The sequence below is a fragment of the Phytoamicus setariae genome (assembly GCF_016722925.1).
Taxonomy (GTDB): Bacteria; Pseudomonadota; Alphaproteobacteria; order Rhizobiales; family Rhizobiaceae; genus Rhizobium_E; species Rhizobium_E setariae.
Map to the genome: position 1 here is coordinate 73,014 of NZ_JAEQNC010000007.1, position 24,104 is coordinate 97,117.

Genomic DNA, 24,104 nt, shown 5'->3' on the forward strand with positions numbered 1-24,104 from the left:
GTCTATTTCCGCCTTCCGAATTCGAAGTAGGCCCACGGGACGATGATGATAGCGACCGACAGGAGCATCATGGTCGACGCCGCAAACCCCTGACCGAGGTTCTGTGCCCGGAACATGTATTCATAGACATATTTTGCCGGCACTTCCGACGAGATCCCCGGCCCGCCCGAAGTCTGGGCGACAACCAGGTCGTAGACCTTGACGATGCCGGCGGCGATGATCACCAGCGTGGTGACCAGTACAGGCCGCATCATCGGAAGGATGATGGAAATGTAGGTGCGCCATGCCGGGATGCCATCGACGCGGGATGCCTTCCAGATATCCTCGTCGATGCCGCGCAATCCCGCGAGCATCAGGCACATGACCAACCCCGTCCCCTGCCAGAGCGCTGCCACGAGCACACCATAGATGACGATGCTGGAGGTGTAGAGCGGGTCGAACGAAAAGCTCGTCCAGCCCAGCGAACGGACAACATGCTGAACGCCCAGATCCGGATTGAGTATCCACTGCCAGACCAACCCGGTGACAATGAAGGACAGCGCAAAGGGATAGAGCAGGATGGAACGAAACGTGTTCTCGAAGCGGATTTTCTGGTCGAGCAGCGTTGCCAGCAGGAAGCCGATAACCAGTGAAAACACCAGCATGCAGATGCCATAGATGAACAGGTTCTCAACCGCTACCAGCCAGCGCGGCGTGTTCCAAAGGCGATAATACTGGTCAAGCCCGACGAAACGCAGTCTCGGAAGCAGCTTGGAATCGGTGAAGGAATAAAGAACGGTCCAGCCAGTACCACCGACGAAGACCACGAGCGCGGTCAGGATGAGCGGGATTGCTGCTATCTTGGCGCTGATGTTGCGCAAGAACTGGTTGGGGCGTCCGGTCGATAGTTCGGCCATGATCTTTGCCTCCGGAGGGCATGTCCGGTGATAGTCGAGACGGAAACCATCTCGCGTCCAAAGCTCCCGGCGGCTGCAGAGCCGCCACCGGGACTGGTTCGACGATCGGTTACTGAGCCGAAGCGATGATGTCGACGTAGCGCTTCTGCGCGTCTTCCGGCGTCATGGACGGCGTCGCGAAGAACTCCGCAAACAGGTCATTAATCTGCGTATTGGAGTCTTCGGTCATCAACTGGTTGGTCTCAGGGATGGTATTGCCCTTGTCGAGGATTTCGAGACCCTTCTTCATGCAGTCATTGGCAGCCGCGAGATCGACATCGCCGCGCACGGGCACCGAGCCTTTCTTCAGGTTGAAGGCAACCTGGGTCGCCGGCGACAGCATGACCGAGGCCAGCACTTCCTGCGCCTTGCTCTTTTCCGGATCCTTGAGCTTGGGGAAGTAGAACGAGTCGCCGCCGGTCGAGATCAAAGCATTGACGCCGAGACCCGGAAGGCAGGTGTAGTCCTTGCCCGCCACCTGGCCAGCAACCTGAAACTCACCCTGCGCCCAGTCACCCATGATCTGGCCGCCAGCGGCGCCCGTGATCACGAGATTGGTCGCCTGGTTCCAACTCTGCACGTTCGACTTGGCCGACATTTTGCGGGCGTCATCGGCGGCCTTGAATACTTTGGCGATCTCCGGGCCGGCCGCAACGGTTGCGTCCTTGTCCTTGTAAACTTTAAGATAGATGTCCTTGCCTGCAATCGCGGGGATCAGGACGTTGAATGCGCCCGAGGTCTGCCAGGATTCCTTGCCAACCGCCAGCGGAATGATCCCGGCCTTTTCAAGCGCCGGTGCTGCAGCCACGAATTCATCCCAGTTCGTCGGAACCGCAACGCCGGCCTTTTCGAAAGCCTTGTTGGAAAGCCACAGCCACTGCCAGGAATGAATGTTGACGGGGATGCAATAGACCTTGCCATCCACCGTGCATTCATCGAGCAGGCTCGCCGGACGGATGACATCTTTCCACTTTTCCTTCGTGGCGACGTCGGTCAGGTCACGCATCAATCCGGATTCGACAAGCTCCTCAGCCTGACGGCCGTGGTTGAACTGCGTCGCGCCCATGGGATCGCCGCCGGTAATGCGGCTGATCATGATCGGACGCGCAGTATCGCCGGCGCCGGCAATGGCGCCGTCAACCCAATGATTGCCCGTCGCATCGAATGCCTTGGCGAATTCGGCGACCGCCGCGGCCTCCCCGCCGGACGTCCACCAATGGGTGACTTCAAGGTCTGTCGCGTTGGCCGCGCCACAAGACAGCGCTGCGGAAGCCGCAAGCGCAGCAGCAAATAAACGAACCCTCATGAGTTTTCCTCCCTCACTGAAACGTTACCGTAAAAACCTATGCGAATTGCCGAAAGGCCGCAACAGGGCAGCAGGAAAAATTTTTCGAAGCTCGAATAAATACAACCTTTAATAGATATATTCGACATTTTTCACACCACCCTGTTTGGATGTCACCCGATACTGCAGTCACGAAATCCATCCATAAATTGATGTAAATGTTACTTTTTAACGACTTTCTTCAGAACGCGTGAATTACCCTGCCCTTCGCGCGTGCAATATTTCTTCACAAACAGGCTTGATTCACTCAGGAATTGTTCCTCCGGGGTCAAACAGAAAAGAACGCTCGACAAATTTACTGTAACGTTACAGATTTAGACGCGCAGCGAGTGAGACATGGCGCTCCTTCCCGATATGGACTAGATCGTCACGCTGCATTTGGGATGGAATCGATGAAGGGCATAATACAAGTGGGTCAAGGACTTGCGGCGGGCGAGCGCCCGACGCTCAAGACAATCGCGTTCATGACTGGGCTCGGCGTCACCACCGTCTCGAGGGCGCTGAAGGATGCTCCGGATATCGGACAGGAAACCAAGGAGCGCGTTCGTCTCGTCGCCACCCAGATTGGTTACCATCCGAATCGAGCAGGTGTACGCCTCAGAACCGGCAAGACAAACGTCATCAGCCTCATCCTGAACATCGACGAAGAGCTTATGGGGCTGACTTCGCATATCGTCTATGGCATTTCCGAAGTGCTTTCGGCCACCAATTATCACCTGATCGTCACGCCATATTCGAGGCTCAAGGATCCGATGGATCCGGTGCGCTACATCCTCGACACTGGCTCAGCCGATGGCGTCATCCTGTCTTCGACACAACCTGACGATCCACGTGTCAGGCTGCTGCTCGAGCGCAACCTGCCATTCTCGACCCACGGACGTACCAATCTGGGGCTGATCCACCCGTATCACGATTTCGACAACGAGGCCTATGCCTACGAAGCGGTCCGCCGTTTGGTGGAAAAGGGCCGGCGTCGGCTGGCAATCCTGGAGCCCTCTCCCCAATACACCTTCTACCAGCACATGAATGCGGGCTTTCATCGTGGCCTGCGGGACTTCGGCGCCATCGAAATTCCCTTCGGCGAATCCACTATCCATGACACGATGAACGACATCCATCAGGCGACAATGCATCTGCTGAAGGAAGCCAACGAACTCGATGGCATCGTCGCGGGATCGAGCGCCGGAGCTGTGGCCATCGCCTCGGCCATCGAAAAGAGCGGGCGGCGGCTCGGCGGCGATATCGATATGGTATCCAAGCAACCGGCCAACCTGCTTCACTTCATGCGGCCGGAAATCATGACAGTCGATGAGGACATCCGGCTTGCCGGCCGAGAACTCGCCAAGGCCGTGCTGGCGCGCATCGAAGGCGTTCCAGCAGATCAGTTGCGTAGCGTCAGCCTGCCGGACGGGCGCCTTGTCTATCCGGGCTAAGGCGATTGTGTCCCCGAATCGCGCTCGGCGAAAAGCCGAAGCGGTGCCTGAAGCGAATTGCGAAGCGACTTTGGGATTCGAAACCTGCGCTTGCGGCGATCAGCGATACCGGCATTTCAGATGATTGCAGCAAGCTCATCGCATGCGTCATGCGGATGTCGGTCAGCACGCCACGCAGATTGCTGCTCTCGTCGTGCAGCCGCCGCCGCAACGTCGCATCGCTGACGCCAAGCGCTCGAGAAATCTCGCCGCTCGACCAGGGATGCTCCGGCCGGTGGCCAACAAGACGCCGGATGCGCGCGGTAAAGCTCGTCGGCTGATGAAGCGAGAAGCGCAAACCTTCCGAACTCAGCCAGGCAAGCAGTTCCATCACGCGATGGCGTATCACCACATCGGGCAACGAACCGTCATCCAGCAACGCTTCCACCGCCTGTTCGAAGGCGTGGGTCAAGCCCTCGCCCATCGTGCCGAGTTGGCGCGCGTGCATCACGGGCAATGTGTCACCAGGATCGCCAAAAGCCTCGATGACGGAGGGCTCAATGGTGAGCCACCGGGCTTCGTAATCGCCATCATCGGCCGGAATATTTTCGAAATCGAACACTTGCCCTTGGGCGATGGCAATCGCCTCACCGCTCTCCATCACGAATTCGTGGCCCGGTGACTGGATCACCTTGCGGCCACGTCGCACGACGATGATCATTGGCACTATCGTGGTAAGCGACGTAAAGTTCAACCGCGTCGCCTGGGTGACAAGCCCCGTAGCGCCGATGCCGGGTTTTTCGGCGATCATAAGTCTCAAGCGTATCTCCACCGGAATAGCCACACCGGGAAACATCCCGGCGTGGCCGCAATTTTATCAACGACCGCCTTTGGCGACAATCGTCGCCTCGGCGAGCTTGTTCATGTTGGACATGAAGCCGACCAGCGCAGGTGAAGCGTTCTCGGGGATCTCTAGCTTTTCAACCTTCAGCGCCTTGACCGTGATCTTATATTCGTGCGCTGGCCCAGCCGGCGGACAGGCACCAAGATACGCAACCTCACGCATGTCGGTCTCCGTCATATGCGCTCCCTTCGGCAGTTTTGCAGCATCGGTACCAGCACCGGCCGGAATGGATGTCGCATCCGCGGGAATGTCGACCACCACCCAATGCCACCAGCCCGACCCGGTCGGCGCGTCCTTGTCGTACATGGTTACAACAAAGCTCTTCGTTCCTTCGGGCGCGCCAGACCAGCGTATTTCTGGCGAAACATTACCGCCCGTGCATCCCATTTTATCAGCGAACTGAGCCTGTGGCAGAGTACCGGAAGCAAACTCCGGACTTGTAACCTGGAAATCGCCGGCTTCAGCGGCTCCGGCCAGCGCGATCATCGCAGCCGCGATAAGATACCGTTTCATGCTGTCGTCCTTTCATCTGTCCCGATGCAAGGAAACTACAAAGACCCGGAGCGGACAGATACGCCCGCTCAAGTCAATTTTGGTGCCGAAACGCTCACCTGCTGCCTAGATGTTTGCCTTGTGCGAGCAGGCGCAATCAACCCCCGATAGCATGAAAGGCACGTCTGGTCCCGAACTCAGAAATCCGCCAGACCGCTGCCCCAGGGGCCGTGATGCTTGTCGACGCCATCGATACGATCAAAACCATGCGCGCCAAAGAAATCGCGCTGCGCCTGGATAAGATTGGCGGTGCCGCGACCACGACGATAGGAATCGAAGTAGCCGAGCGCCGATGCCAGAGCGGGAACCGGAAGGCCGGCCGTGACCGCTGCGGCGACCACGCGCCGGAGCGCTCCGTCGGTTTCCTTGACCATGGCGGAAAAGGCCGGCGTGATGATCAGGTTGCTCGCATCCGGCATTGCCCGAAACGCAGAGGTGATATCGTCGAGGAACTGCGAACGGATGATGCAGCCCGCCCGCCAGATCTTGGCGATATCAGGCATCGGCAACGACCAGCCGAATTCTTTCGATGCCTCGGCCATGACAGCAAAGCCCTGAGCATAGGCGCCGATCTTGCCGGCAAGCAATGCCATCTCGAGATCGGCGATGAAGGCATCGCGGGAAGCCGGCTTGATCGCACCCTCACCCGGAAGGCCAAGAATTTTCTCGGCGGCTTCGCGCTGGATCTTGAAGGACGACAGGCTGCGCGCGGCAACGGCCGCTTCAATCGCAGTCGCCGGAACACCCATGTTCTGCGCCTCGATGGCGGACCACTTGCCGGTCCCCTTCTGGCCGGCGCGATCGACGATCAAGTCGACCATCGGCTTGCCCGTGATGGGATCACTCGCCTTGAGCACAGCTGCAGAAATCTCGATGAGATAGGATTCCAGCCGGCTCTTGTTCCACTTGCCGAAGATATCGCTGCATTCCTTGGCCGACAGGCCGAGGCCATCGCGCAGGATGCCGTAGATTTCGGCAATCATCTGCATGTCGGCATATTCGATGCCGTTATGGATGGTCTTGACGAAATGGCCTGCACCATTTTCACCGAGCCAGGCACAGCAATCCTCGCCCTTGAACTTGGCCGAAATCGACGTCAGCACCTTTTCGACGCGCTTGTAGGAAGCCTCGGTGCCGCCGACCATGATCGAAGGGCCGTGGCGAGCACCCTCTTCGCCACCGGAAACGCCCATGCCGATAAAGGTCAGACCAGAATCCTTGAGGCCTTCAAAGCGGCGGATCGTGTCGCGAAAATTGGCGTTGCCGGCATCAATGATGATATCGCCAGCCGAGAGATGATTGCGCAGCGTGGCGATCAGTTCGTCGACTGGCTCGCCCGCCTTGACCATGATGATAACCGGGCGCGGCGGGCGGATTGCAGCAACGAACTCTTCAAGGCTTTTCGTCGGAACGATGTGTTCCCGGAGCGCCCCGGCTTCGACGACGAATGTATCGGTTTTCTCCGGTGTGCGGTTGAAAACGGCGATCCTGTTGCCTTTCTCCGCGATGTTGAGTGCGAGATTCGAGCCCATCACCGCCAGTCCGATCAGTCCGATTTCAGCCTTTTCCATGCCGGTCTCCCGTGAGATTTCATTAGGATGATTTTTGCGGGACTATAGGCGCGGCGAGTGTAGACAGGCAAGGCTGACCGCGGCATTTTGTCGTATCAATGCTGCACCGCCCGCACGCGAAGAGACGCGACGTCGGGCCGCCTTATGCGCCGCGCCACGGCCAATCTGGCCATCGGCTCTTTTCACCTGACATAGTAAATAGTGCGACCGCTGAAAGGCCTGGAAATCTCCACCACATTGTTGGGATTGACGCCTTTCGCACGAAGTTGAGCGGCAACGCCACCATCTATGGATGCGCGAATAGTTGCGAGCTTCTGCGGCGTCAACGCGTTTTCGATCCGCGCGCGGTTCCCATCGCTCAGCGAACTGACATAGATGATCTTGATGCCGCTCGCGCTTTTCTTGCGATCATATCCATAGGTAGCGGTGCGCTCGAAGCGGAACGCGTTTGCTTGTGCTGCTGAGGAGAGCTTGTGATCGCCAGCGAAGGACTGACCGGTTGCAAGCCCGACAAACGCGATTACCGAAAGCCCGACAAAGATGCGGCTCATGATGAACTCCAGTTGTTTGCAAGGCTTTGACAATCGAGAGCATTCACCGTTCACCCAGCCGATAAGTAGCGCTCTGGCCGGCCGGCTTCAATTCACAATTTTGAGAAGCCGCTTGTTGCACGCATCGCATTGACCACAGCACCCTGGGTCGCCACCACGTCGCGGGAGTATTCTCAGGTTGTGTCAACCGAAAATCGACCAGCCCGTCCTCTTGGCCAGGATTTCGAGCGCGCGCGTGCCGGCGGCGGAATTGCCGTTGGCATTCAGACCGGGCGACCACACCGCGATCGCCGCCTTGCGCGGCGCGATGCAGAGAATTCCACCACCCACGCCGCTTTTGCCCGGCAACCCAACACGAAATGCAAAGTCCCCCGACGCGTCGTAGTGGCCGCAGGTCAGCATCAACGCATTGATCCGGCGAGCGCGTTCCGCCGAGATCGCGTGGTGCCCCTCATTCGCCAGCCGGCCATTGTTCGCCAGGAAAAGCCCCGCCTTGGCCAGTTGGACGCAGTTCATCGACAATGCGCACTGGTGATAATAGACACCAAGCGTCTTTTCGACCGGGTTGTGGATATTGCCGAAGGCGTGCATGTAGTTGGCCAATGCAGCGTTGCGAAAGCCGGTATGCTGTTCGGAGCGGGCTACTTCCGCATCGATCAGAATCCCGTCATCGTCAGCCAGGTAACGAACAAAACTGAGGATTTCGCCCAGCGTTTCCTTCGGCTGGTGCCCGGACAAAAGCGTATCGGCCACGACGATGGCACCCGCATTGATGAATGGATTTCTTGGAATGCCATGCTCCGACTCGAGCTGGACGATGGAATTGAACGGGGTGCCGGAAGGCTCGCGTCCCACCCGTTTCCACAGGCTCTCGCCGACGCGGCCGAGCGCCAACGTCAGGGTGAATACCTTGGAGACACTCTGGATCGAAAAGGATTCGTTGGCATCACCGATCTGGTGGACGCTTCCGTCCAGCGTAACAATCGCCATCCCGAACTTTTCAGGATCGACCTTGGCGAGAGCCGGAATATAGTTTGCGACCTTGCCTTCGCCGATATACGGCGCGACATCCGAATAAACGGATGCAAGCAGTTGTTCCCACTCCAATATCAGTCTCCGCGTTGCCATCTCCCCGACGCGGCTGCCCGGGGACAGAGCCTCGGCAGCTCCGAATACTCCGTAAACGAAAATCGTTTCGACAAAAAGCCGCAAGATTTCAGAGCAACAGCAACGTGCCGCTTCTGATAATCACAACAACGGCTATGGGAAGACCTGTGCCGACTCGAAATGGCCGCAAGATGATGCGTTCAAGCAGTGGGGTCGGCGGCAGGGCCGCTGTTGTCGCTGGCGTGACAGGGTCCCGGTCCGCCAGGCATGCCTCCAGCTTGATGTCAAAATCATCAGGAACAGCATTGCCGAATTCGTATTCGTCGAGTTGCCGGCCGATGCAGTCATGCGGTCGGCATCGATGCTGCTCGCAGAATGTCCGATTCGCAAATAGCACGCGCCTTTCCCGCCCGACCAGCAAAACCTGGTCCGGCAAGACGTCGAGCATCCCTTGGTAAAGGTGGATGTCGTCTTCCTGTTCGCGCTGTACCGGTTTCCTGAGCACCGGCATCAGTCGCCGCACGAATTGCGACCCCGGTTTGCGGAAACTGCGGTCCAGAAGATCTATCATTGCCGACATGTTGCGTCGGACCATTGCGGGGTCCCTGGCGTTGTCGCGTGTCAATTCGCAGAAGTATCGAACCTGAAGATAGAGTTCGCGTGGCGTAACCGGCTGCGCATCGTAAAGACGAGCCACGAGTGGTTCGATCTCGCGATCTATGATACGGACAAGCTGGTCTTCGCCATCCGCCACTGCAAATTTCAGTTGCGAGAACTTGGCTCTTAAGCTTTCGATCAACGTATTCAAATCAGCCTGCTTTCGGCGAATCGAGATCAACCCGCGTTCGCGGTGCCAAATCACCGCGCACAACAGCAGGATTAGTTTCCGCGCCGGATGATGTAAAGTTCACCCCAAGGAGAGAATTCGTAATTTCTGGACTTTATCCAAAGAAACTCAGTAAATCCCTAGTCGAGACATATATTTCATGATTAAAACAACGCAAACATCACATACTTGACCAGTCTACTTCGTAGAAAACCAATATTCGCACACACTTTACGTACGCTAACGTACACACTACTTGGCGATATATAAGAAAAAAGAGATTTGCATATATTCAGCATCGTTGATGATCAGCACCTGCACGCCTCGGAACGGCCACTGAACGCTGGGATCAGCATATCATGACGGAAACGACCAGTGTAATTGGGACCAGCAGGTTGAATACCGTGCAAGCCCTCCAGAACACCGCAATCGCGGCGTCGACATCCGACGGCCCAATGGCGCGCCGACCAGCAGCATTCTGCATCGGTTCCTGCACCCGTTCCCCGGCATAGATCCGCGGTCCCGCAAGGGCAATATCCAGCGCCCCAGCCATTGCCGATTCCGGCCAACCGGAATTCGGCGACCGGTGCAGCCCATGATCGGTCAATGCAGTTTCAAGTGAACGCCGGGCGGCAATCTTGCCGCTTTGGGCGAGCGCGCCGGCCGCTATGACCAGCGCCGACAGCCTTGCAGCCGGCCAGTTGGCAAGATCGTCAAGTCGCGCCGAAGCCCAGCCGAAATGCAGATAGCGTGACGATTTGTGGCCAATCATCGAGTCTGCCGTGTTCAGCATCTTGTAGGCAAACAAGCCGGGCAAACCGAACAGAGCATAATAAAGCGCCGGCGCCACCACGCCATCGGAGAAGTTCTCGGCCAGCGTTTCGATAGCCGCTCGGCAAACTCCTGGTCCATCGAGAGTATCGGGGTCGCGGCCAACCACCATCGATACAGCCCGTCGCCCACCCTGCAGGCCACCATCACGAAAGCCTGACGCGACGGCGACGACATGATCCGCCAGGCTTTTCTGCGCCAGAAGCACAGCAACGATCAGGATCTCGATGAAAATGCCCAGCAAACCGATTTGCAGCAGCAACCGGTTCACAAGCACCCCCACAATGATACTGGCGATCAACAGGGCAATTATCGACATGATGCCATAGGCCCGGCGATCCCGATCCCCGAGCCCCTTGCCATTAAATTGCTTTTCGAAGAACGAAATAGCCTTGCCGAACAGCACCACCGGATGCGGCACCTTCGCCCACAGCTTTTCAGGGTCGCCTACAACGCGGTCGATCAGCAGAGCGATCGTAAGGATCAGGAGCGTAAGCATGAACTCTCAAATGATGCGAGCACATCGGTCAGTCGCCGGTCGCCGCGCTGATCCGCTGCAAGCCCTATTCTCAACCAGTGGGGTGCATAGTCGAATTTGCGCACGAGTATATGAGAGGCCGCAAGATGTTCAAAGAGGCCTGCAGCATTTTCGTGATCGACAAGCGCAAACAGATCTGTCCCGCCAGCAACCTTCATTCCCGCAGCCTGCAACGCACCTTGCAGGCCCGCTCGGCGTTCGCCGATCACGCGCACAAGCGCAGATCGGTCGCGGCGCAACAGCACGCGGGCGATATGTAGAGCCGGTCCCGAGACCGCCCAGGGCCCAAGCTCGAACTCGATGAAATCCAGCGTCTCGGGATCAGCAAAGACGAATCCGAGACGGACACCGGCGAGCCCGAAGAACTTGCCGAACGAGCGGCTGACCGTTACGCCCCGTGCTTCTGTCGCGATCGCGGCGACGCTGAGTTCCGGACGGCCATCGCCGAATGCCTCGTCGACATGCAGATGGCCACCCCGCGCCCGCATGGTGGCAGCCAGCTCCACCAACTCGGAAGGTTGCAGGATTCGTCCATCCGGGTTGTTGGGATTGACGACAATCAGCGCGCCATGATCCTCTCGCAACGCGCCAATCCCGGCAATCTGCTCGACCGCAAGGCCGGCTTTGCCGAGGCAATGGGCATACTCGCCATAGGTCGGCGACAGGATAGCGACGGGCCTGTCCTGCGGCACAAGCTTCGGCAAAATTTGAATGAAGGCCTGTGTGCCAGGAACCGGAAGCGGATGCGCGATTGAGCCCGCAGGACCTGCAGCCGTCGACGAACCTGCGAGGTACCAGTCTGCCGCCGCGCGGCGCGCATCGTCGATCAGTTCCCGGTCTGGTAACCGGTTCCAGATAGAAATGGGAATATCGGGAAGCGCCACCGCATTGGGATTGATGCCGGTGGAAAGATCGAGCCAATCCTCGGCGCGTCCGCCATAGCGCGCGACCGCGGCTGTTAGCCCGCCACCATGATGAATGCCGGCCATCAGCCCCTGGTCCCGGCAAGATCGATCAGGTGCATGTAGGAACCGGACACGTTGCCACGGCTCAGCCCCGCCGGACCAACGACCTCTCCTGCGGCATCGATCGCCTCGAACAATCGTTCTGCCTGCCCCTCGCGAACGACGGTCGAATAGTGAAATTCATGGGCAGTAAAATCCCGCCCCGCAAAGCAGCCCGAGAGCGCCCTGACGCGCCGATATCCGAGATGTCGCCTGCGTGCCGCAAACGAAGTCGCCAGCGGCAGCAAGCCAAGCATCGGGTGTTCCACGCCAGACGCATCTACCAAGGTTTCGCCGAGCGTCATGTAGCCACCACATTCGCCGTAGATCTCGCTGCCCCGCTCGGCATGTGCCTGCATCGCGCGCTTGAAATTACCTGCAGCAGCCAGCCGTCCGGCATGCAGTTCGGGGTAGCCGCCCGGCAGGAACACAGCATCGGCAGCTTCTTCCGGCCCTTCGTCCGCCAGCGGCGAGAAATGGGAAATCTCAGCACCCTGCTCCCGCCAGCCATCCATCAGATGCGGATAGATGAAGGCAAACGCTTCGTCACGGGCGATCGCAATACGCGCCCCCGGCGCCGGTATGCGCTCTATCTGCGCGGGAGTGCCGGTAGCACTTCGCTGTGCAAGCGACACCAGAACATCCATGTCGCAACACGTGGCAACCGTCTCGGCCGCATGCTCTATGAAAGCATCAATGCCGTGGATTTCTCCAGCCTGGACCAGACCAAGATGCCGCTCCGGCAATGCTAGCTGCTTATCCTGCATGATCACGCCGAGGATCGGAACATTGGTTCTCGCCAGCCCCGCGCGCAGCATCGCCTCATGGCGAGCACTGCCGACACGATTGAGGATCAGACCGGCAATCCGCACCTCGGGATCGTAGGCCGCATATCCAGCCACGACAGCACCCACCGAATGCGACATGCGTGCGCAATCGACCACCAGAACGACCGTAAGATCCAGCAACCTCGCAAGGCTTGCCGGTGAGCCGGTATGGTCGGCTGCCGCATCGTGCAGTCCCATCATCGCCTCGATGATCAGCGGCTTGTCGTTGGCAGCCTGACGGAGCAGCAATTCCGGCCGCATGGCCCAGGGATCGAAATTGACGCATTCGACACCACACGCGATCTGATGGAACGCCGGGTCGATGTAGTCCGGCCCCGCCTTGCCGGGCTTGACCGCAATGCCACGATTTCTCAGGGCGCGCAGCAGCCCGAGCGTGATCGTCGTCTTGCCCGAGCCGGAATTCGGCGCAGCAATCAGCAGGCCGCTCATGCCGGATCCTTCAGGGAGCGCGAACCGATCGGATCGGCGACAAGCACCTTGCCCGACAGAGCGCCGAGCCAATCGAGCCCTTCGCGCAGCCTGACGACCTCACCCACGACAACGATCGCTGGCGGCTCGAGGCCGGCCTGTGCAACATCCCGCTCGGCATGTTGGAGTGTCGTCACGACCACCGCCTGGGAAGCGGTTGCGGCGTTGCAGACGAATGCCACTGGCTCGGCAGGCGCACGCCCGGCATCGATCAGCTGACGGGTGATTTCGCCCATATGCTTCATGGCCATGTACATCACGATGACCGGAGAGCCGCGTGACACGGCCTGCCAATCGATCCGATCCGGGATCAGACCGGAAGAATCATGGCCGGTCAGGAACGTGACGGTATGATTGATCTCCCTGTGCGTTACGGGAATACCAGCATAGGCCAGGCCACCGATGCCGGCGGTAATGCCGGGGACGATGCGGAACGGAATGTCGTGATCGACAAGCGTCAGCGCTTCTTCGCCGCCGCGCCCGAAAACCAGCGGGTCGCCGCCCTTCAGTCGCAGCACGCGCTTGCCCGCGCGGGCCAGTTCGACCAACCGCAGAGAAATATCCCGCTGCCTGGAAGACGGCTTGCCGCCGCGCTTGCCTGCATATTCCAGCACAACGCCGGGCCGCGCCCGCTTCAGGCAGGTTTCGTCGACGAGCGCATCATAGACGATGACATCGGCCTGCCGGAGCCCCTTGAGCGCCAGCAGAGTCAGAAGTCCGGGATCGCCCGGGCCTGCGCCGGTCAGCCAAACGGTTCCCGGCTCTAAATCCGGCAGATCGGAAAAAATGTCATCCATTCCAGTTTCCTATGCCGCCAAAAACGGAAAAGCAATCATGCCCGTCACTGCATTCTGGCCAGCTGGCGCAATCGCCATGCTTCATGTTTCCCAAAGAGGCTAAACCGCGCGCTGCCGGCGAAATCGCCTCAAAACGGCATTGACTGATCCACTGACGAAAGCCGAGCGCCCGGCGCAGTTAACCACAACGCGAACATGCGGATTCATTTCCAAAGGATATCAAGCTAAACAATTGAAAGACAGAAGGTTATTTCCTCCACCATAAAACGGCTTCGGCCGACCCTTTTCAGGTCGGCCGACATGCAAATAGCGAGGTTGGCAATCCCGTCAGTGACGGATCAAGGTCTCCTCGACCAGCTTCATGACATTTTCCGCATCGACATCGACGCAAGCCAACTGGCTCGGCAATCCGTCCCAGACGCTGGGGCCGAAGCGCATACCGTCCGGCTTCTGCAGGGTCTTACCCTCGCCGACGCTGTCGGTCATCACCCGGATCGAGCCGGAACGGGTGGTGAAGAGCTCGCGCGCGACCACATAAACACACGCGCATGTGTCGTGGACGACCATGCTGTCGGTCACCTCATCGTCATAAAAGTCGATATAGAATTGCGAAACGCGGTCGAGCAGCTGCATTGCCGCTCCGCCCTTTGCGGCGAGGGCTGCCAGCGTGGCGCGAGACATCGCCGTCTTGAGCGTGACATCAAGACCGACGACAACCACCTTCCACGGCGCAGTCATCACCGCATCGGCTGCGGCCGCATCGCCGTGTATGTTGGCTTCCGCGGCAGGCGTCACATTGCCCGGCACGTCGAAAGCCCCTCCCATGATGACGACTTCCTTGACCAGACCGGCAATCTCCGGCGCCTCCTTCAAGGCGTTGGCGAGATTGGTCATCCGCCCCACGGCAACGAGAGTGATCTCACCCGGATGGGCCTTGACCGTCTCGATGATGAACTGCTGTGCCGTGCGCGGATCGAGCGGCACGTCGACGACGTCGGGAACGCCGATATTGCCCAGCCCGTCATCCCCGTGGATATGATTCGGAAATGGATGGATCTCTTCGCCGGCCGCATACTTGTCGCCCGAGCCCTTGGAGACGGGTGCATCGATCTCCCACTGCTGCTTCAGGTAAAGCGCATTGCGGGTCGTGGTTTCGATGGAGGCATTGCCGAATGTCGTGGTGATGCCAACGAGATCGATCTCCGGATGGCGCACCAGAAACAGCAGTGCCATGGCATCGTCAACGCCTGGATCGGTGTCAAAAATTACCTTGTGCATTCCTTGCTCCCTCACCTGACCCTGATGGTCGAGGGCGAGGTTTGGCAAAGCCGCAGAAAAATATCCACCTCTTTTTACCAGACAGTCAAAAAATCATTCGGATTTTGCCAGCGCAATCGTTGCGCCGCCGCATTTCGTCTTGCCGACGACAAGCACACCATGGCGCCCTGCGGATGCAAGTGCGGCCGCTTCCGCCACGCCATGGCACCCGATACGCAGGAACAGTTCTTCCGACGGGTTCAAAAGTCGTGACGTTTGGGCGTCCAACGCCTGTGGAGAAAAGTAGGCTGGCGAGGTGCCGAAGTGGTCCGCAAGCGCTTCAAGCGCCGGGTGCCCCTTGCGGGTTTCGATGGTCGCGAGTTTCAGTCCTGCCGCAGTGATGCCGGCCGCTTCGAGCATCTGCTCGACGCCGGCTATCAGGCCGTCCGCATCCGCCCGTTCGGAAAGCCCGACACCCAGATGGAACGTTGCACGGCCCTGCGCCATGGGCGTCGTCCTACCCGACCCTGCGCGGCTGTATGACCTCGAGATCGGCTGCGTACCGCGCTTTCAATTCGGCGGCCACGTCCTTCGGCAATCGTACTTTCTCTGAATTTGAAAACCTCTCGAACGGCAACAGCCCATACCGGCGCCCGATGTGCTGCACCGTCCGCCAGGACCGATAATTCCAGGTAATCTTATGCGCGAGACGGTTCCAGCGGCGGTACATATCCACCATGCCTTCGCCTATGGATGTGTTCTTGTTCGGCAGCTTGCGTCCATTCTCACCAAGCGCCTGCATAACATCCGGAAAGACCGCGCAAAGGAAGCCATAGGGATCCTTCACCAGATCGGCATGATCGTATATGCCGACTTTTTCAGGATCGAAATTGCGACGCAATGCATCGGCCGCAGTCGTCCAGGTCATGCTTGAGAAATCATACTCCTCAAGGAACTCTTCCATTGTAAATTTCGCGCCCATCCGGATCTGCTGAACGAACCAGGACGGAAGAAAACCGGAATAATCGCGAATGACAAAACGGGCCTCCACATCGTAACCCCGCAAGGCATGGGAGATCCGTTCGGCATGTGCCTCGGCGCGCTGGTAGAATTTCGGATACTTTTTGGCGAACGGCTTTCCGAGCATTCCCTCATTGGAAATGATCAGCGTGTGAGCCCCGCTTTCAGCGTAGAGGCGTTCGATCACCGTCCTGATCCGGTCGATAAAGGCCGGGCTACTGTTGCCCGACCGCAGGATCTCGCCAAGCAGCAAGCGAATGTCGTCCTCCGGCCGCTTCTTGCGCGACACGGCCGGGCAGTAAAAGCCGGCCGCAATCAATGCGTCGTGATTGCCATACAGGAGATGCTGGAAACTGGTCGAACCGGTTTTCGGCGCGCCGCAATGGAGAATGATTTTCCGCGTCATGCGTTCGTGAACTCTACGTTGGTTGGCGACCTTTCGCATTCGGGCTCAAAAGGGTCAAGCGGTGATCGGCGTCAGCAAAGGCGCCTGCGTACCCTTGAAGGGCAACCAAGTGTCTGCAATAATCGCACCAAGACTGAATCGAGCCCTCCTTGCCAGACATCACCTTCCAGCTTGTCGCCCTTCTGTTTTTTGCTGCATTCGCCGCCGGCTTCATCGACTCGATTGCGGGCGGAGGCGGCATGATCACAGTGCCGGCAATGCTTCTGGCTGGTTTTTCGCCGATAGAGACCCTGGGGACCAACAAATTGCAGGCGCTGTTCGGATCGGGCTCGGCGACATTGGCCTATGCGCGCGGCGGTCATGTGTCGCTCAAAAGCCAATTGCCGATGGCAGCCACATCAGCGATCGGCGCCGCCTTAGGCGCGGCTATGACGACGTGGCTTCCGGGCGACGTGCTCAAGGGCATGCTCCCCCTGCTGCTGATCGCCATTGCCCTCTATTTCGGCTTCAAACCCAGCTTCAGCGACAGCGACCGGCACCGTAGAATGACGCCCTTCCTGTTCGGACTGACCCTGGTGCCGGCCATCGGCTTTTATGACGGAATGTTCGGTCCTGGAACCGGCTCCTTCTTCATGCTCGCCTTTGTCACGCTGGCTGGCTACGGCATGCTCAAGGCCACGGCCCACACCAAAATGCTGAATTTCGCATCCAATATCGGCGCCTTCGCTGTCTTTGCGTTTTCCGGCGCAATCTACTGGAAAATCGGCCTGATCATGGGCGCTGGCCAGTTTCTCGGCGCGCAGGCCGGATCGCTCTTCGCCATGAAGAAAGGCGCGAGACTGATCCGCCCGCTGCTCGTGATCAGTTGTATCGTTCTGGCGATAAAACTGCTTTCGGACCCCGCCAATCCGGTCCGTGTGTGGTTCGGTCTATAGAGCAGACTGCATCGCCGGGACGTTGACTGCCTGACGCGTGGTGCGGCACATCGTTTATGGAACCAGGTGCCATGTCGGTAAGCGGCGGTGAACGCCCTCCCCGACCAACGACGTCCAGCTGATCGTTTGCACGTAGCCGAATTCTCCCGTTCTATCGAGTCGGCAGAATTGGTAGTCGAACTCGATGACCACACACCGGTCGGGAACTCTTCGTTTGGCCCAGTCGATATTCAGCCGCTTGTGATGCGTAATTACAGTCAATCCCTGCGGCGGCGGCCTCAGGCGCAGTTCACGAATGGCTGGTTTCGCGTTTGGTAGCCGCTTTTCAAAGACGCTGTCGGCAAGATCCTCATCATCTCGCGGAACGAAGTCACCATGCCTCTGATAGACGACGCTGCCTGTCGAGGTGATCTGCGTCAGGTATGGTGTCGCCGCCCGGGTGAACACATCGACATGGCCGGCCGTGCTGACAATATCGGCACGAACCGTATCGTAGTTCTTGCCTACCGGGCTTTCGGTGAAGCGATAGGCAGCGTTGGTAATCACAAATATGCCGCCGGGAACCAGGCTTTCGTCGAGCATTGCCACCAGTTCATCGAATCTGGAAACCGGAAAGAGCTCCACCGCATTCAATGGCGTAGGGTTGAGGCACAAGACCGCCGATGCGACAATCAGATCGAAGGGGCCGTGTGCTGCAATGTTCTCCACGGAAGACTTGAATATGGTGGCAAGCGCTCCGACCGACCGGCGGCAGATATCCAGAAGCCGATCGTCTATTTCGCAACCGTAGACATCATGGTCCGGGAACATGAATCGAAGTGTTGCAATTTCCTCGCCAATCGAGCTTCCGAACGACAGGATCTTGAGCCGACGATCGGGCATGGTCTGTTGAAGGCGCACCCGAGCAACTGCCAACTGCTCTGTCTGTCGAAACATCTCGGTATGGAAATTGAATTGCACTTTTTGCATTCCGCCATCCACTTTGCTCGGTGCAACCCGTACCCGGTTAATTCGTTTCAGGGTGCAAAATGCGGAAAACGCATGTCGCTCCCCGACGCCACGATTCAGCTACTGCTGGTAGGCGCTTAGGGAGCTTACAATAAAGTGTACGGTCGGGCGAGCCTGTTTGCTCACTCTGCTAGATGCTAGAACTCGACGCCCTGCTGGCCTTTGATACCGGAACGAAACGGGTGCTTGATCAGTTCCATCTCCGTCACAAGATCGGCGATCTCGATCAGTTCGTCCTTGGCGTTCCTGCCTGTCATGACGACATGCGTCATTGGCGGCTTCTCCTCCTGGAGAAACGCGATCACTTCGTTGACGTCCAGGTAATCGTAGCGCAGTGCAATGTTTATCTCGTCGAGCAGAACCATTGACCTGCCCGAAACAATCAGTTCCTTGGCCTTTTCCCAGGCCGCCTGCGCGGTTGCTACATCCCGGGCACGATCCTGGGTTTCCCAGGTGAAGCCCTCACCCATCGTGTGGAATTCGCAGATATCGGAGAAATGCTTCTCGATCAGCTCCCGTTCGCCGGTCACCATGGCACCCTTGATGAACTGTACGACCGCGCAAGGCATTCCATGGGCGATGTGGCGGAAAATCATCCCGAAGCCAGCCGTCGACTTGCCCTTGCCCTTGCCGGTATGGATGATGATCAGGCCTTTTTCCCCTGTTTTGGTGGCCATGATCTTGTCACGCGCCGCCTTTTTCTTGGCCATCTTTTCGGCATGGCGAGCGTCATCGTGAGCAACGGTCTGTTCTTCAGCCATTTCGTATTTCCTCCAATTCATACCGCGCCGAATTGGACTTCGGCGCCCATAATGTCCTGTCGATCGCGTCCAGCAGCTTCGCCGAAAGCTCTTTCAATGCAGCCGGGTTCTTTTCCGCGAGAAAGTCGCGGACACGCGCATCGACGAGGTAGGCCTGATAGGCCGCTTCGAAATGATGGTCCTTCACCGTTCCGGTCGTCGCGGCAAAGGCGAACATGAAATCGACCGTGGCGGCAATCTCGGCCGCTCCCTTGTAGCCATGGCGCATGGCACCCTCTATCCACTTCGGGTTGACCACCCGGCCGCGCACGACGCGCGAGATTTCCTCTTCAAGCGAACGGATGACCGGCTTTTCCGGCCGGGAATGATCATTGTGATAGATCGAGGGCTGGCTACCCTTGAGATGGCTCACGGCTGCGGCCATGCCGCCCTCGAACTGATAGTAGTCATCGGAATCGAGCAGGTCGTGCTCGCGGTTGTCCTGGTTCTGAATGACGGCCTGCAGCGACTTCAAACGCTTGGCGAACAGTTCCTTGTCTTCCTCGCCGTCCGCATCCGCTCCATAGGCGTAGCTGCCCCACTCCATAAAGCTCTCCGCGAGAGCAGCTTTGTCTTCCCAACCGCCTTCATCCATCAGCGCCTGCAGGCCTGCGCCATAGGAACCAGGCTTCGAGCCGAAAACGCGGTGCCCCGCACGCTGGGCTGCCTTCCCGTCCGCAGCGCCTTCGGCCGCCAGCAACATCGCTTCGCGCTTCATCCGCGCTGCAATCGGATTGTCGGCCTCGTCTTCTTCAAGCGCGCCGATAGCTCTTGCCGCCCGGTCGAACAGGGCAATCTGTTCGGGAAAGGCATCTCGGAAAAAGCCGGAAATCCTCAGCGTCACATCGACCCTTGGCCTTCCGAGCGTCGCCATCGGTATGATTTCGTAACCGGTGACGCGGGCAGAGCTCATGTCCCAGACCGGCTTGGCACCAATCAGCGCCAGCGCCTGGGCGATGTCGTCGCCGCCGGTGCGCATGTTCGATGTGCCCCAAGCGGTGATGCCGAAAGAGGTCGGCCAGTCACCGTGATCCTGTACATAGCGCGTGACCAGCAACTCCGCGGACTTTTTACCCAGTTCCCAGGCCGTCGGCGTCGGCACCGAGCGCGTATCGACCGAGTAGAAATTCTTGCCTGTGGGCAGCACGTCAGGCCGCCCTCGCGTCGGCGCCCCCGAAGGAGCCGGTGCTACGAACCGCCCAGACAGACCGGTGAGCAATGCCGAGATTTCAGCATTTCCGCAGGCCGTGATGGAGGGTTTCAGCCGGGTTTCGACCGCATGCATGACGGCGCGCGTTTCAAGCCAATCCTCTGAACAGGCGGTCTCGTCGGACACCAGCATCGACGCCAGCAGTTCTATGCGCTCGACCGCATCGCCGTTCGTACGCCAGGCAGCATCGGAGACTCGGGAGAGGATCTCCGGTTTCAATCCCTGCCACGCCGCAGCCATGTCGCAATCGAGCGGGTCGAAATCCTGAGCGAGTAGCAGATCCTTGGCAATCGCCCGCTGCAAGCTCTGCCCGCCGCCCTCGCCGGTGCCGCGCGGAACACGCGCCAGCGCAACCGTCAGGTCGGTCAGCAGCCGGCCTTCGGGAGAGACACCGAAGACATGCAGCCCGTCGCGGATCTGCATTTCCTTGAGGTCGCAAAGCCAGGCATCGAGCTTCTGCAGCGCCATGTCTTCGTCGAGACCTTCAAGCCCTGCATCATGGCGCAGGCCGGAATCACCGGCAAGTTCGAGGATCTGCTTCTTGAGCAGCACCAGCCGCCGTGGATCGGTGCCCTGGGCCTGATAGTATTCGTCCACCAGTGTTTCCAGATCCCTGAGATAGCCGTAGCTTTCGGCACGCGTCAGCGGTGGCGTCAGGTGATCGATAATGACGGCGGACGACCGGCGCTTGGCCTGAGTGCCCTCACCCGGATCGTTGACGATGAACGGATAGAGATGCGGCATTGGCCCGAACACGGCCTCGGGGTAGCATTCGGCTGACAGCGCCATGGCCTTGCCCGGCAGCCATTCCATATTGCCGTGCTTGCCCATGTGGATCACCGCATCGGCGCCGAAGGCCTCGCGGATGAACGCGTAGAAGGCGAAATAGCCATGCGGCGGCACCAGATCCGGCGAATGATAGGTTTCCTTGGGATCGATATTGTAGCCGCGCGCCGGCTGAATTCCGGTCAGCACATTGCCGAAACGGGCAAGCGGCAACGCAAACGCATCATCGATAAAGAACGGGTCGCTTTCGGGAAGGCCCCAGCGCGCGGTCACCTCTTCCTGAATCTGAATGGGAAGCTTTGCGAAGAAAGCCTTGTAATGATTGAGCGAAAGTCGCTCGCGAATGACGCGGCCATCCGTTGCCGCGTTGGTCGGCCCTGCCATCAGGTGGTTGATCAGGCCGTCGCCATCGGCGGGCAGATCGCCGGTGACATAACCGGCCGCGCGCATTGCCTTCAACACTTCCAGCGAACCCGCCGGCGTATCGAGGCCGACGCCGTTTCCAAGCCGTCCATCGCGGTTCGGATAGTTGGCGAGGATCAGCGCAACGTGCTTGTCCTTGTTTTCGAGATGCCGCAGCCGGGCCCAGCGGGCGGCAAGATCTGCGACAAACTCGATCCTGTCCAGCTCGGCCACGGGTGCAACGATATTGACCTCTGCGCGTTCGTCGAACACCGCTGCGCGCTTGAACGATATGGCGCGCGACAGAACCCGGCCATCCACTTCTGGCAGTGCGACATTCATGGCGAGATCGCGGGACGACAGCCCCATGGAAGATCCCAGCCAGCTTTCGCGCGTGGCGCTGGACAGCACCACCTGCAGCACCTGCGCGCCCGTCTCATCGAGCACGGTGCCGGTCTTTTCCGCACCGGGCGACACCACGGCGAAACTGGTGGTGTTGAGGACGACATCGGGCGCATGCGCCGCAAACAGCCCCCGAACGAGATCGGCGGAGTAGGTATCCTTCAGACTGGAGACGAAGATCGGCAGTACTCGAAGGCCCTGCTTCTCCAGAGCGCGAACCAGCGCTTCGACAGGCTCCGTCTGGCCACTTTGAACCAGCGCGCGATAGAAGGTGATGACGGCCAGCGCATGTTGCTTACCCCCCTCTGTCCTGCCGGACATTTCCCCCTCAAGGGGGGAGAACGGATGTGGGACTACCGTCGACAACATCCCTGCAAGAGGGGGATCCTGCACCGCCTGATTGGGACCGAGAGCATGCAGCATGTCGATCTCCCCCCTTGAGGGGGAGATGTCCGGCGGGACAGAGGGGGGTGCAATCGACAACCACTGCTCTTCCGATATCACACCCCTGCCCGGCCACCAGATTCCCGCCTTGGCGAGCTTCTGGGCCGGTTCGGGTCTCGCTCCACCGGAAAGCAAGGCTTCACCGCAGGAAACGAAGCGCGCCGCGTTGTCACTGCCGCCCTCGACCAGATAGGACCAGAGCGCCGTGCAATCGTCCGCCGGGAGTGTCGACCAGGGCTCAAGTCCGGCGTCGGGACGGTCGTCACCGGGCAGCACCGCTAGCTTGAAACCATGCGCAGCGCTTGCGGCTTTCAATGCCTCGACGAGATAGGAAAAATAGCTGTAGCCACCAAGTGCCCTGAGCACGACCAGTTTAGCGTGCCGGGCCGTTTTGTCGATCCACATATCGACCGACATCGGATGCTTGATGCTCGCCAGATTGACGAGGCGCCACGACGCAGCAGCCTTGTTTGCGGCTACGGCAATGCTGGCGATTTCCGTATCGGCCGCCGACAGAAACAGAATGTCGCCGGGCGTCTGGCCGAGGTCGAATGCCTCGTCACCGTCGGAAATCGTGCCTTTCTGGGCGAGGAGAAGATGCATTAGGATGTGTCCGGTCTAAAGTTCTCGATCAGCCATGTAGCTCACGCGGAAATATGCCATGGCGACCCCGGACACACCACAATTCAAGCCGCTCAGCCGAGTGCCTTGATCTCGCTGGTGATCGCCTGGTCGTCCATCTCGTCATGCAGGCCGATGACCACAAGCTTTGTACCACGCGCCTCGCCTGCCGCCCACGGGCGATCGTAGTAGCTATCGATGCGCGAGCCGACAGCCTGGATTACCAGACGCATCGGCTTGCCCTTGACCTCGGCAAAGCCCTTCAGACGCAGGATATCGTGCTTGTCGATCACCGGCTTCAGGCTTTCCATGAAGGCCGCGCCGTCAGCCAGCGCCCCGAGCTCGACCACGAAGCTCTCGAATTCGTCATGGTCGTGATCGTGGGGGGCGCCCTCATGCTCGAGTTCGTGGTGAGACTTGCGGTTCTCGATATCGCTTTCGGTGCCGACGCCAAGGCCGAGCAGCACGGACGCAGGGATATCGCCGTTGCGCGCCTCAATCATCCGCGGCTTGCGGGCCGTCGCGGCAGCGACGATTTCGCGAACCGACTTCAGCGCCGCTTCGTCGATCAGATCAGCTTTGTTGAGCACGATCAGGTCGGCAGCGGTCAGCTGATCCTCGAACAATTCCTCGATCGGGCTTTCGTGATCGAGGCCTTCGTCTTCGGCGCGCTGGGCATGCAGCGCGTCGTGGTCGTCGGCGAAGCGGCCAGCAGCGACGGCGGCGCTATCGACAACCGTCACCACGCCATCGACGGTCACCGCAGTCTTGATGCCCGGCCAGTTGAAGGCGGCGACCAGCGGCTGCGGCAGGGCAAGGCCTGACGTCTCGATGATGATGTGATCCGGACGGTCCTTGCGCGCCAGCAGCTTTTCCATCGTCGGAATGAAATCGTCGGCCACCGTGCAGCAGATGCAGCCGTTGTTGAGCTCGATAATATCGTCTTCGGTGCAGGCTTCGGCACCGCACCCCTTGAGCACGTCGCCATCGACGCCAAGATCGCCGAACTCGTTGATGATCAGCGCGATCTTGCGGCCGTCGGCGTTCATCAGCATGTTGCGGATCATCGTCGTCTTGCCCGCGCCGAGAAAGCCGGTGATCACGGTGGCCGGAATCTTCTGCAT

General features: G+C 59.2%; 21 protein-coding genes. 2 read left to right on the forward strand and 19 right to left on the reverse strand.

The features are described from left to right. Positions 1-2: 2 nt before the first annotated feature. Positions 3-896: a carbohydrate ABC transporter permease gene (locus tag JJB09_RS13960; RefSeq protein ID WP_201659109.1), complete on the reverse strand. Its 894-nt coding sequence runs from the start codon at positions 894-896 to the stop codon at positions 3-5. Between the two features lie 109 nt (positions 897-1,005). Beyond that, positions 1,006-2,241 carry an ABC transporter substrate-binding protein gene (locus tag JJB09_RS13965; RefSeq protein ID WP_201659112.1) on the reverse strand — a complete coding sequence of 412 codons (1,236 nt, stop codon included), beginning with the start codon at positions 2,239-2,241 and terminating at the stop codon, positions 1,006-1,008. Between the two features lie 431 nt (positions 2,242-2,672). On the opposite strand from JJB09_RS13965, the gene JJB09_RS13970 reads away from it, so the two are divergent. Further along, a complete protein-coding gene (locus JJB09_RS13970; protein WP_246748723.1) occupies positions 2,673-3,713 on the forward strand; it encodes a LacI family transcriptional regulator in 1,041 nt (346 codons plus the stop codon). On the opposite strand, the gene JJB09_RS13975 is transcribed toward JJB09_RS13970, so the two are convergent. From JJB09_RS13975 to JJB09_RS14035, 13 genes are all read right to left on the reverse strand, one after another. Then, complete coding sequence (locus JJB09_RS13975) at positions 3,676-4,503, reverse strand: helix-turn-helix transcriptional regulator (protein WP_246748734.1); 828 nt, start codon at positions 4,501-4,503, stop codon at positions 3,676-3,678. The genes JJB09_RS13970 and JJB09_RS13975 overlap by 38 nt on opposite strands. Positions 4,504-4,569: 66 nt before the next feature. Continuing rightward, complete coding sequence (locus JJB09_RS13980) at positions 4,570-5,109, reverse strand: YbhB/YbcL family Raf kinase inhibitor-like protein (protein ID WP_201659122.1); 540 nt, start codon at positions 5,107-5,109, stop codon at positions 4,570-4,572. 176 nt (positions 5,110-5,285) lie between these two features. Beyond that, entirely contained in the window at positions 5,286-6,719 is a 1,434-nt protein-coding gene (gene gndA / locus JJB09_RS13985; protein ID WP_201659123.1) for an NADP-dependent phosphogluconate dehydrogenase, read from the reverse strand. 182 nt (positions 6,720-6,901) lie between these two features. After that, complete coding sequence (locus tag JJB09_RS13990; RefSeq protein ID WP_201659126.1) at positions 6,902-7,270, reverse strand: hypothetical protein; 369 nt, start codon at positions 7,268-7,270, stop codon at positions 6,902-6,904. 183 nt (positions 7,271-7,453) lie between these two features. Beyond that, positions 7,454-8,380: a glutaminase gene (locus JJB09_RS13995; protein WP_201659654.1), complete on the reverse strand. Its 927-nt coding sequence runs from the start codon at positions 8,378-8,380 to the stop codon at positions 7,454-7,456. 106 nt (positions 8,381-8,486) lie between these two features. Continuing rightward, the gene (locus JJB09_RS14000) at positions 8,487-9,185 is read right to left on the reverse strand and encodes a PAS domain-containing protein (protein ID WP_201659129.1); all 699 of its coding nucleotides are present in this window, start codon (positions 9,183-9,185) and stop codon (positions 8,487-8,489) included. A gap of 367 nt (positions 9,186-9,552) precedes the next feature. Beyond that, positions 9,553-10,533: an adenosylcobinamide-phosphate synthase CbiB gene (cbiB, locus tag JJB09_RS14005; RefSeq protein ID WP_201659131.1), complete on the reverse strand. Its 981-nt coding sequence runs from the start codon at positions 10,531-10,533 to the stop codon at positions 9,553-9,555. Then, positions 10,518-11,564: a threonine-phosphate decarboxylase CobD gene (gene cobD, locus JJB09_RS14010; protein ID WP_201659656.1), complete on the reverse strand. Its 1,047-nt coding sequence runs from the start codon at positions 11,562-11,564 to the stop codon at positions 10,518-10,520. Before cobD ends, cbiB begins: the two co-directional genes overlap by 16 nt. Then, positions 11,561-12,853 (reverse strand): cobyrinic acid a,c-diamide synthase CobB, encoded by a 1,293-nt coding sequence (locus JJB09_RS14015; RefSeq protein WP_201659133.1) that lies wholly within the window; start codon positions 12,851-12,853, stop codon positions 11,561-11,563. The genes cobD and JJB09_RS14015 overlap by 4 nt, the downstream gene beginning before the upstream one ends. Continuing rightward, positions 12,850-13,689: a uroporphyrinogen-III C-methyltransferase gene (gene cobA, locus JJB09_RS14020; protein ID WP_201659135.1), complete on the reverse strand. Its 840-nt coding sequence runs from the start codon at positions 13,687-13,689 to the stop codon at positions 12,850-12,852. The genes JJB09_RS14015 and cobA overlap by 4 nt, the downstream gene beginning before the upstream one ends. Positions 13,690-14,016: 327 nt before the next feature. Continuing rightward, positions 14,017-14,967, reverse strand: a complete 951-nt coding sequence (locus tag JJB09_RS14025) for a nucleoside hydrolase (RefSeq protein WP_201659137.1) — start codon at positions 14,965-14,967, stop codon at positions 14,017-14,019. Between the two features lie 93 nt (positions 14,968-15,060). Then, positions 15,061-15,453 carry a cobalamin biosynthesis protein gene (locus tag JJB09_RS14030; protein WP_201659139.1) on the reverse strand — a complete coding sequence of 131 codons (393 nt, stop codon included), beginning with the start codon at positions 15,451-15,453 and terminating at the stop codon, positions 15,061-15,063. A 10-nt stretch (positions 15,454-15,463) separates the two neighbouring features. Continuing rightward, positions 15,464-16,372, reverse strand: a complete 909-nt coding sequence (locus JJB09_RS14035) for a hypothetical protein (protein ID WP_201659141.1) — start codon at positions 16,370-16,372, stop codon at positions 15,464-15,466. 149 nt (positions 16,373-16,521) lie between these two features. Here JJB09_RS14035 and JJB09_RS14040 point away from each other — a divergent pair, with 149 nt between their 5' ends. Next, complete coding sequence (locus JJB09_RS14040; RefSeq protein WP_201659144.1) at positions 16,522-17,307, forward strand: TSUP family transporter; 786 nt, start codon at positions 16,522-16,524, stop codon at positions 17,305-17,307. Between the two features lie 54 nt (positions 17,308-17,361). Here JJB09_RS14040 and JJB09_RS14045 read toward each other — a convergent pair whose 3' ends face one another. From JJB09_RS14045 to cobW, 4 genes are all read right to left on the reverse strand, one after another. After that, a complete protein-coding gene (locus tag JJB09_RS14045; RefSeq protein ID WP_201659146.1) occupies positions 17,362-18,276 on the reverse strand; it encodes a class I SAM-dependent methyltransferase in 915 nt (304 codons plus the stop codon). 176 nt (positions 18,277-18,452) lie between these two features. After that, a complete protein-coding gene (gene cobO, locus JJB09_RS14050) occupies positions 18,453-19,076 on the reverse strand; it encodes a cob(I)yrinic acid a,c-diamide adenosyltransferase (protein WP_201659149.1) in 624 nt (207 codons plus the stop codon). Further along, on the reverse strand, positions 19,069-22,962 hold the full coding sequence (cobN, locus tag JJB09_RS14055; protein ID WP_201659152.1) for a cobaltochelatase subunit CobN: 3,894 nt from the start codon (positions 22,960-22,962) through the stop codon (positions 19,069-19,071). The genes cobO and cobN overlap by 8 nt, the downstream gene beginning before the upstream one ends. A 92-nt stretch (positions 22,963-23,054) precedes the next feature. Then, positions 23,055-24,104, reverse strand: coding sequence for a cobalamin biosynthesis protein CobW (cobW, locus tag JJB09_RS14060; protein ID WP_201659154.1), 1,050 nt, complete (start codon positions 24,102-24,104; stop codon positions 23,055-23,057).

Coding starts and splice junctions, on each gene's coding strand:
- JJB09_RS13960 (WP_201659109.1), bottom strand. CDS start 896: ATGGCCGAACTATCGACCGGACGCCCCAACCAGTTCTTGCGCAACATC.
- JJB09_RS13965 (WP_201659112.1), bottom strand. CDS start 2,241: ATGAGGGTTCGTTTATTTGCTGCTGCGCTTGCGGCTTCCGCAGCGCTG.
- JJB09_RS13970 (WP_246748723.1), top strand. CDS start 2,673: ATGAAGGGCATAATACAAGTGGGTCAAGGACTTGCGGCGGGCGAGCGC.
- JJB09_RS13975 (WP_246748734.1), bottom strand. CDS start 4,503: ATGATCGCCGAAAAACCCGGCATCGGCGCTACGGGGCTTGTCACCCAG.
- JJB09_RS13980 (WP_201659122.1), bottom strand. CDS start 5,109: ATGAAACGGTATCTTATCGCGGCTGCGATGATCGCGCTGGCCGGAGCC.
- gndA (WP_201659123.1), bottom strand. CDS start 6,719: ATGGAAAAGGCTGAAATCGGACTGATCGGACTGGCGGTGATGGGCTCG.
- JJB09_RS13990 (WP_201659126.1), bottom strand. CDS start 7,270: ATGAGCCGCATCTTTGTCGGGCTTTCGGTAATCGCGTTTGTCGGGCTT.
- cbiB (WP_201659131.1), bottom strand. CDS start 10,533: ATGCTTACGCTCCTGATCCTTACGATCGCTCTGCTGATCGACCGCGTT.
- JJB09_RS14015 (WP_201659133.1), bottom strand. CDS start 12,853: ATGAGCGGCCTGCTGATTGCTGCGCCGAATTCCGGCTCGGGCAAGACG.
- cobA (WP_201659135.1), bottom strand. CDS start 13,689: ATGGATGACATTTTTTCCGATCTGCCGGATTTAGAGCCGGGAACCGTT.
- JJB09_RS14025 (WP_201659137.1), bottom strand. CDS start 14,967: ATGCACAAGGTAATTTTTGACACCGATCCAGGCGTTGACGATGCCATG.
- JJB09_RS14030 (WP_201659139.1), bottom strand. CDS start 15,453: ATGGCGCAGGGCCGTGCAACGTTCCATCTGGGTGTCGGGCTTTCCGAA.
- JJB09_RS14035 (WP_201659141.1), bottom strand. CDS start 16,372: ATGACGCGGAAAATCATTCTCCATTGCGGCGCGCCGAAAACCGGTTCG.
- JJB09_RS14045 (WP_201659146.1), bottom strand. CDS start 18,276: ATGCAAAAAGTGCAATTCAATTTCCATACCGAGATGTTTCGACAGACA.
- cobO (WP_201659149.1), bottom strand. CDS start 19,076: ATGGCTGAAGAACAGACCGTTGCTCACGATGACGCTCGCCATGCCGAA.
- cobN (WP_201659152.1), bottom strand. CDS start 22,962: ATGCATCTTCTCCTCGCCCAGAAAGGCACGATTTCCGACGGTGACGAG.
- cobW (WP_201659154.1), bottom strand. CDS start 24,104: ATGCAGAAGATTCCGGCCACCGTGATCACCGGCTTTCTCGGCGCGGGC.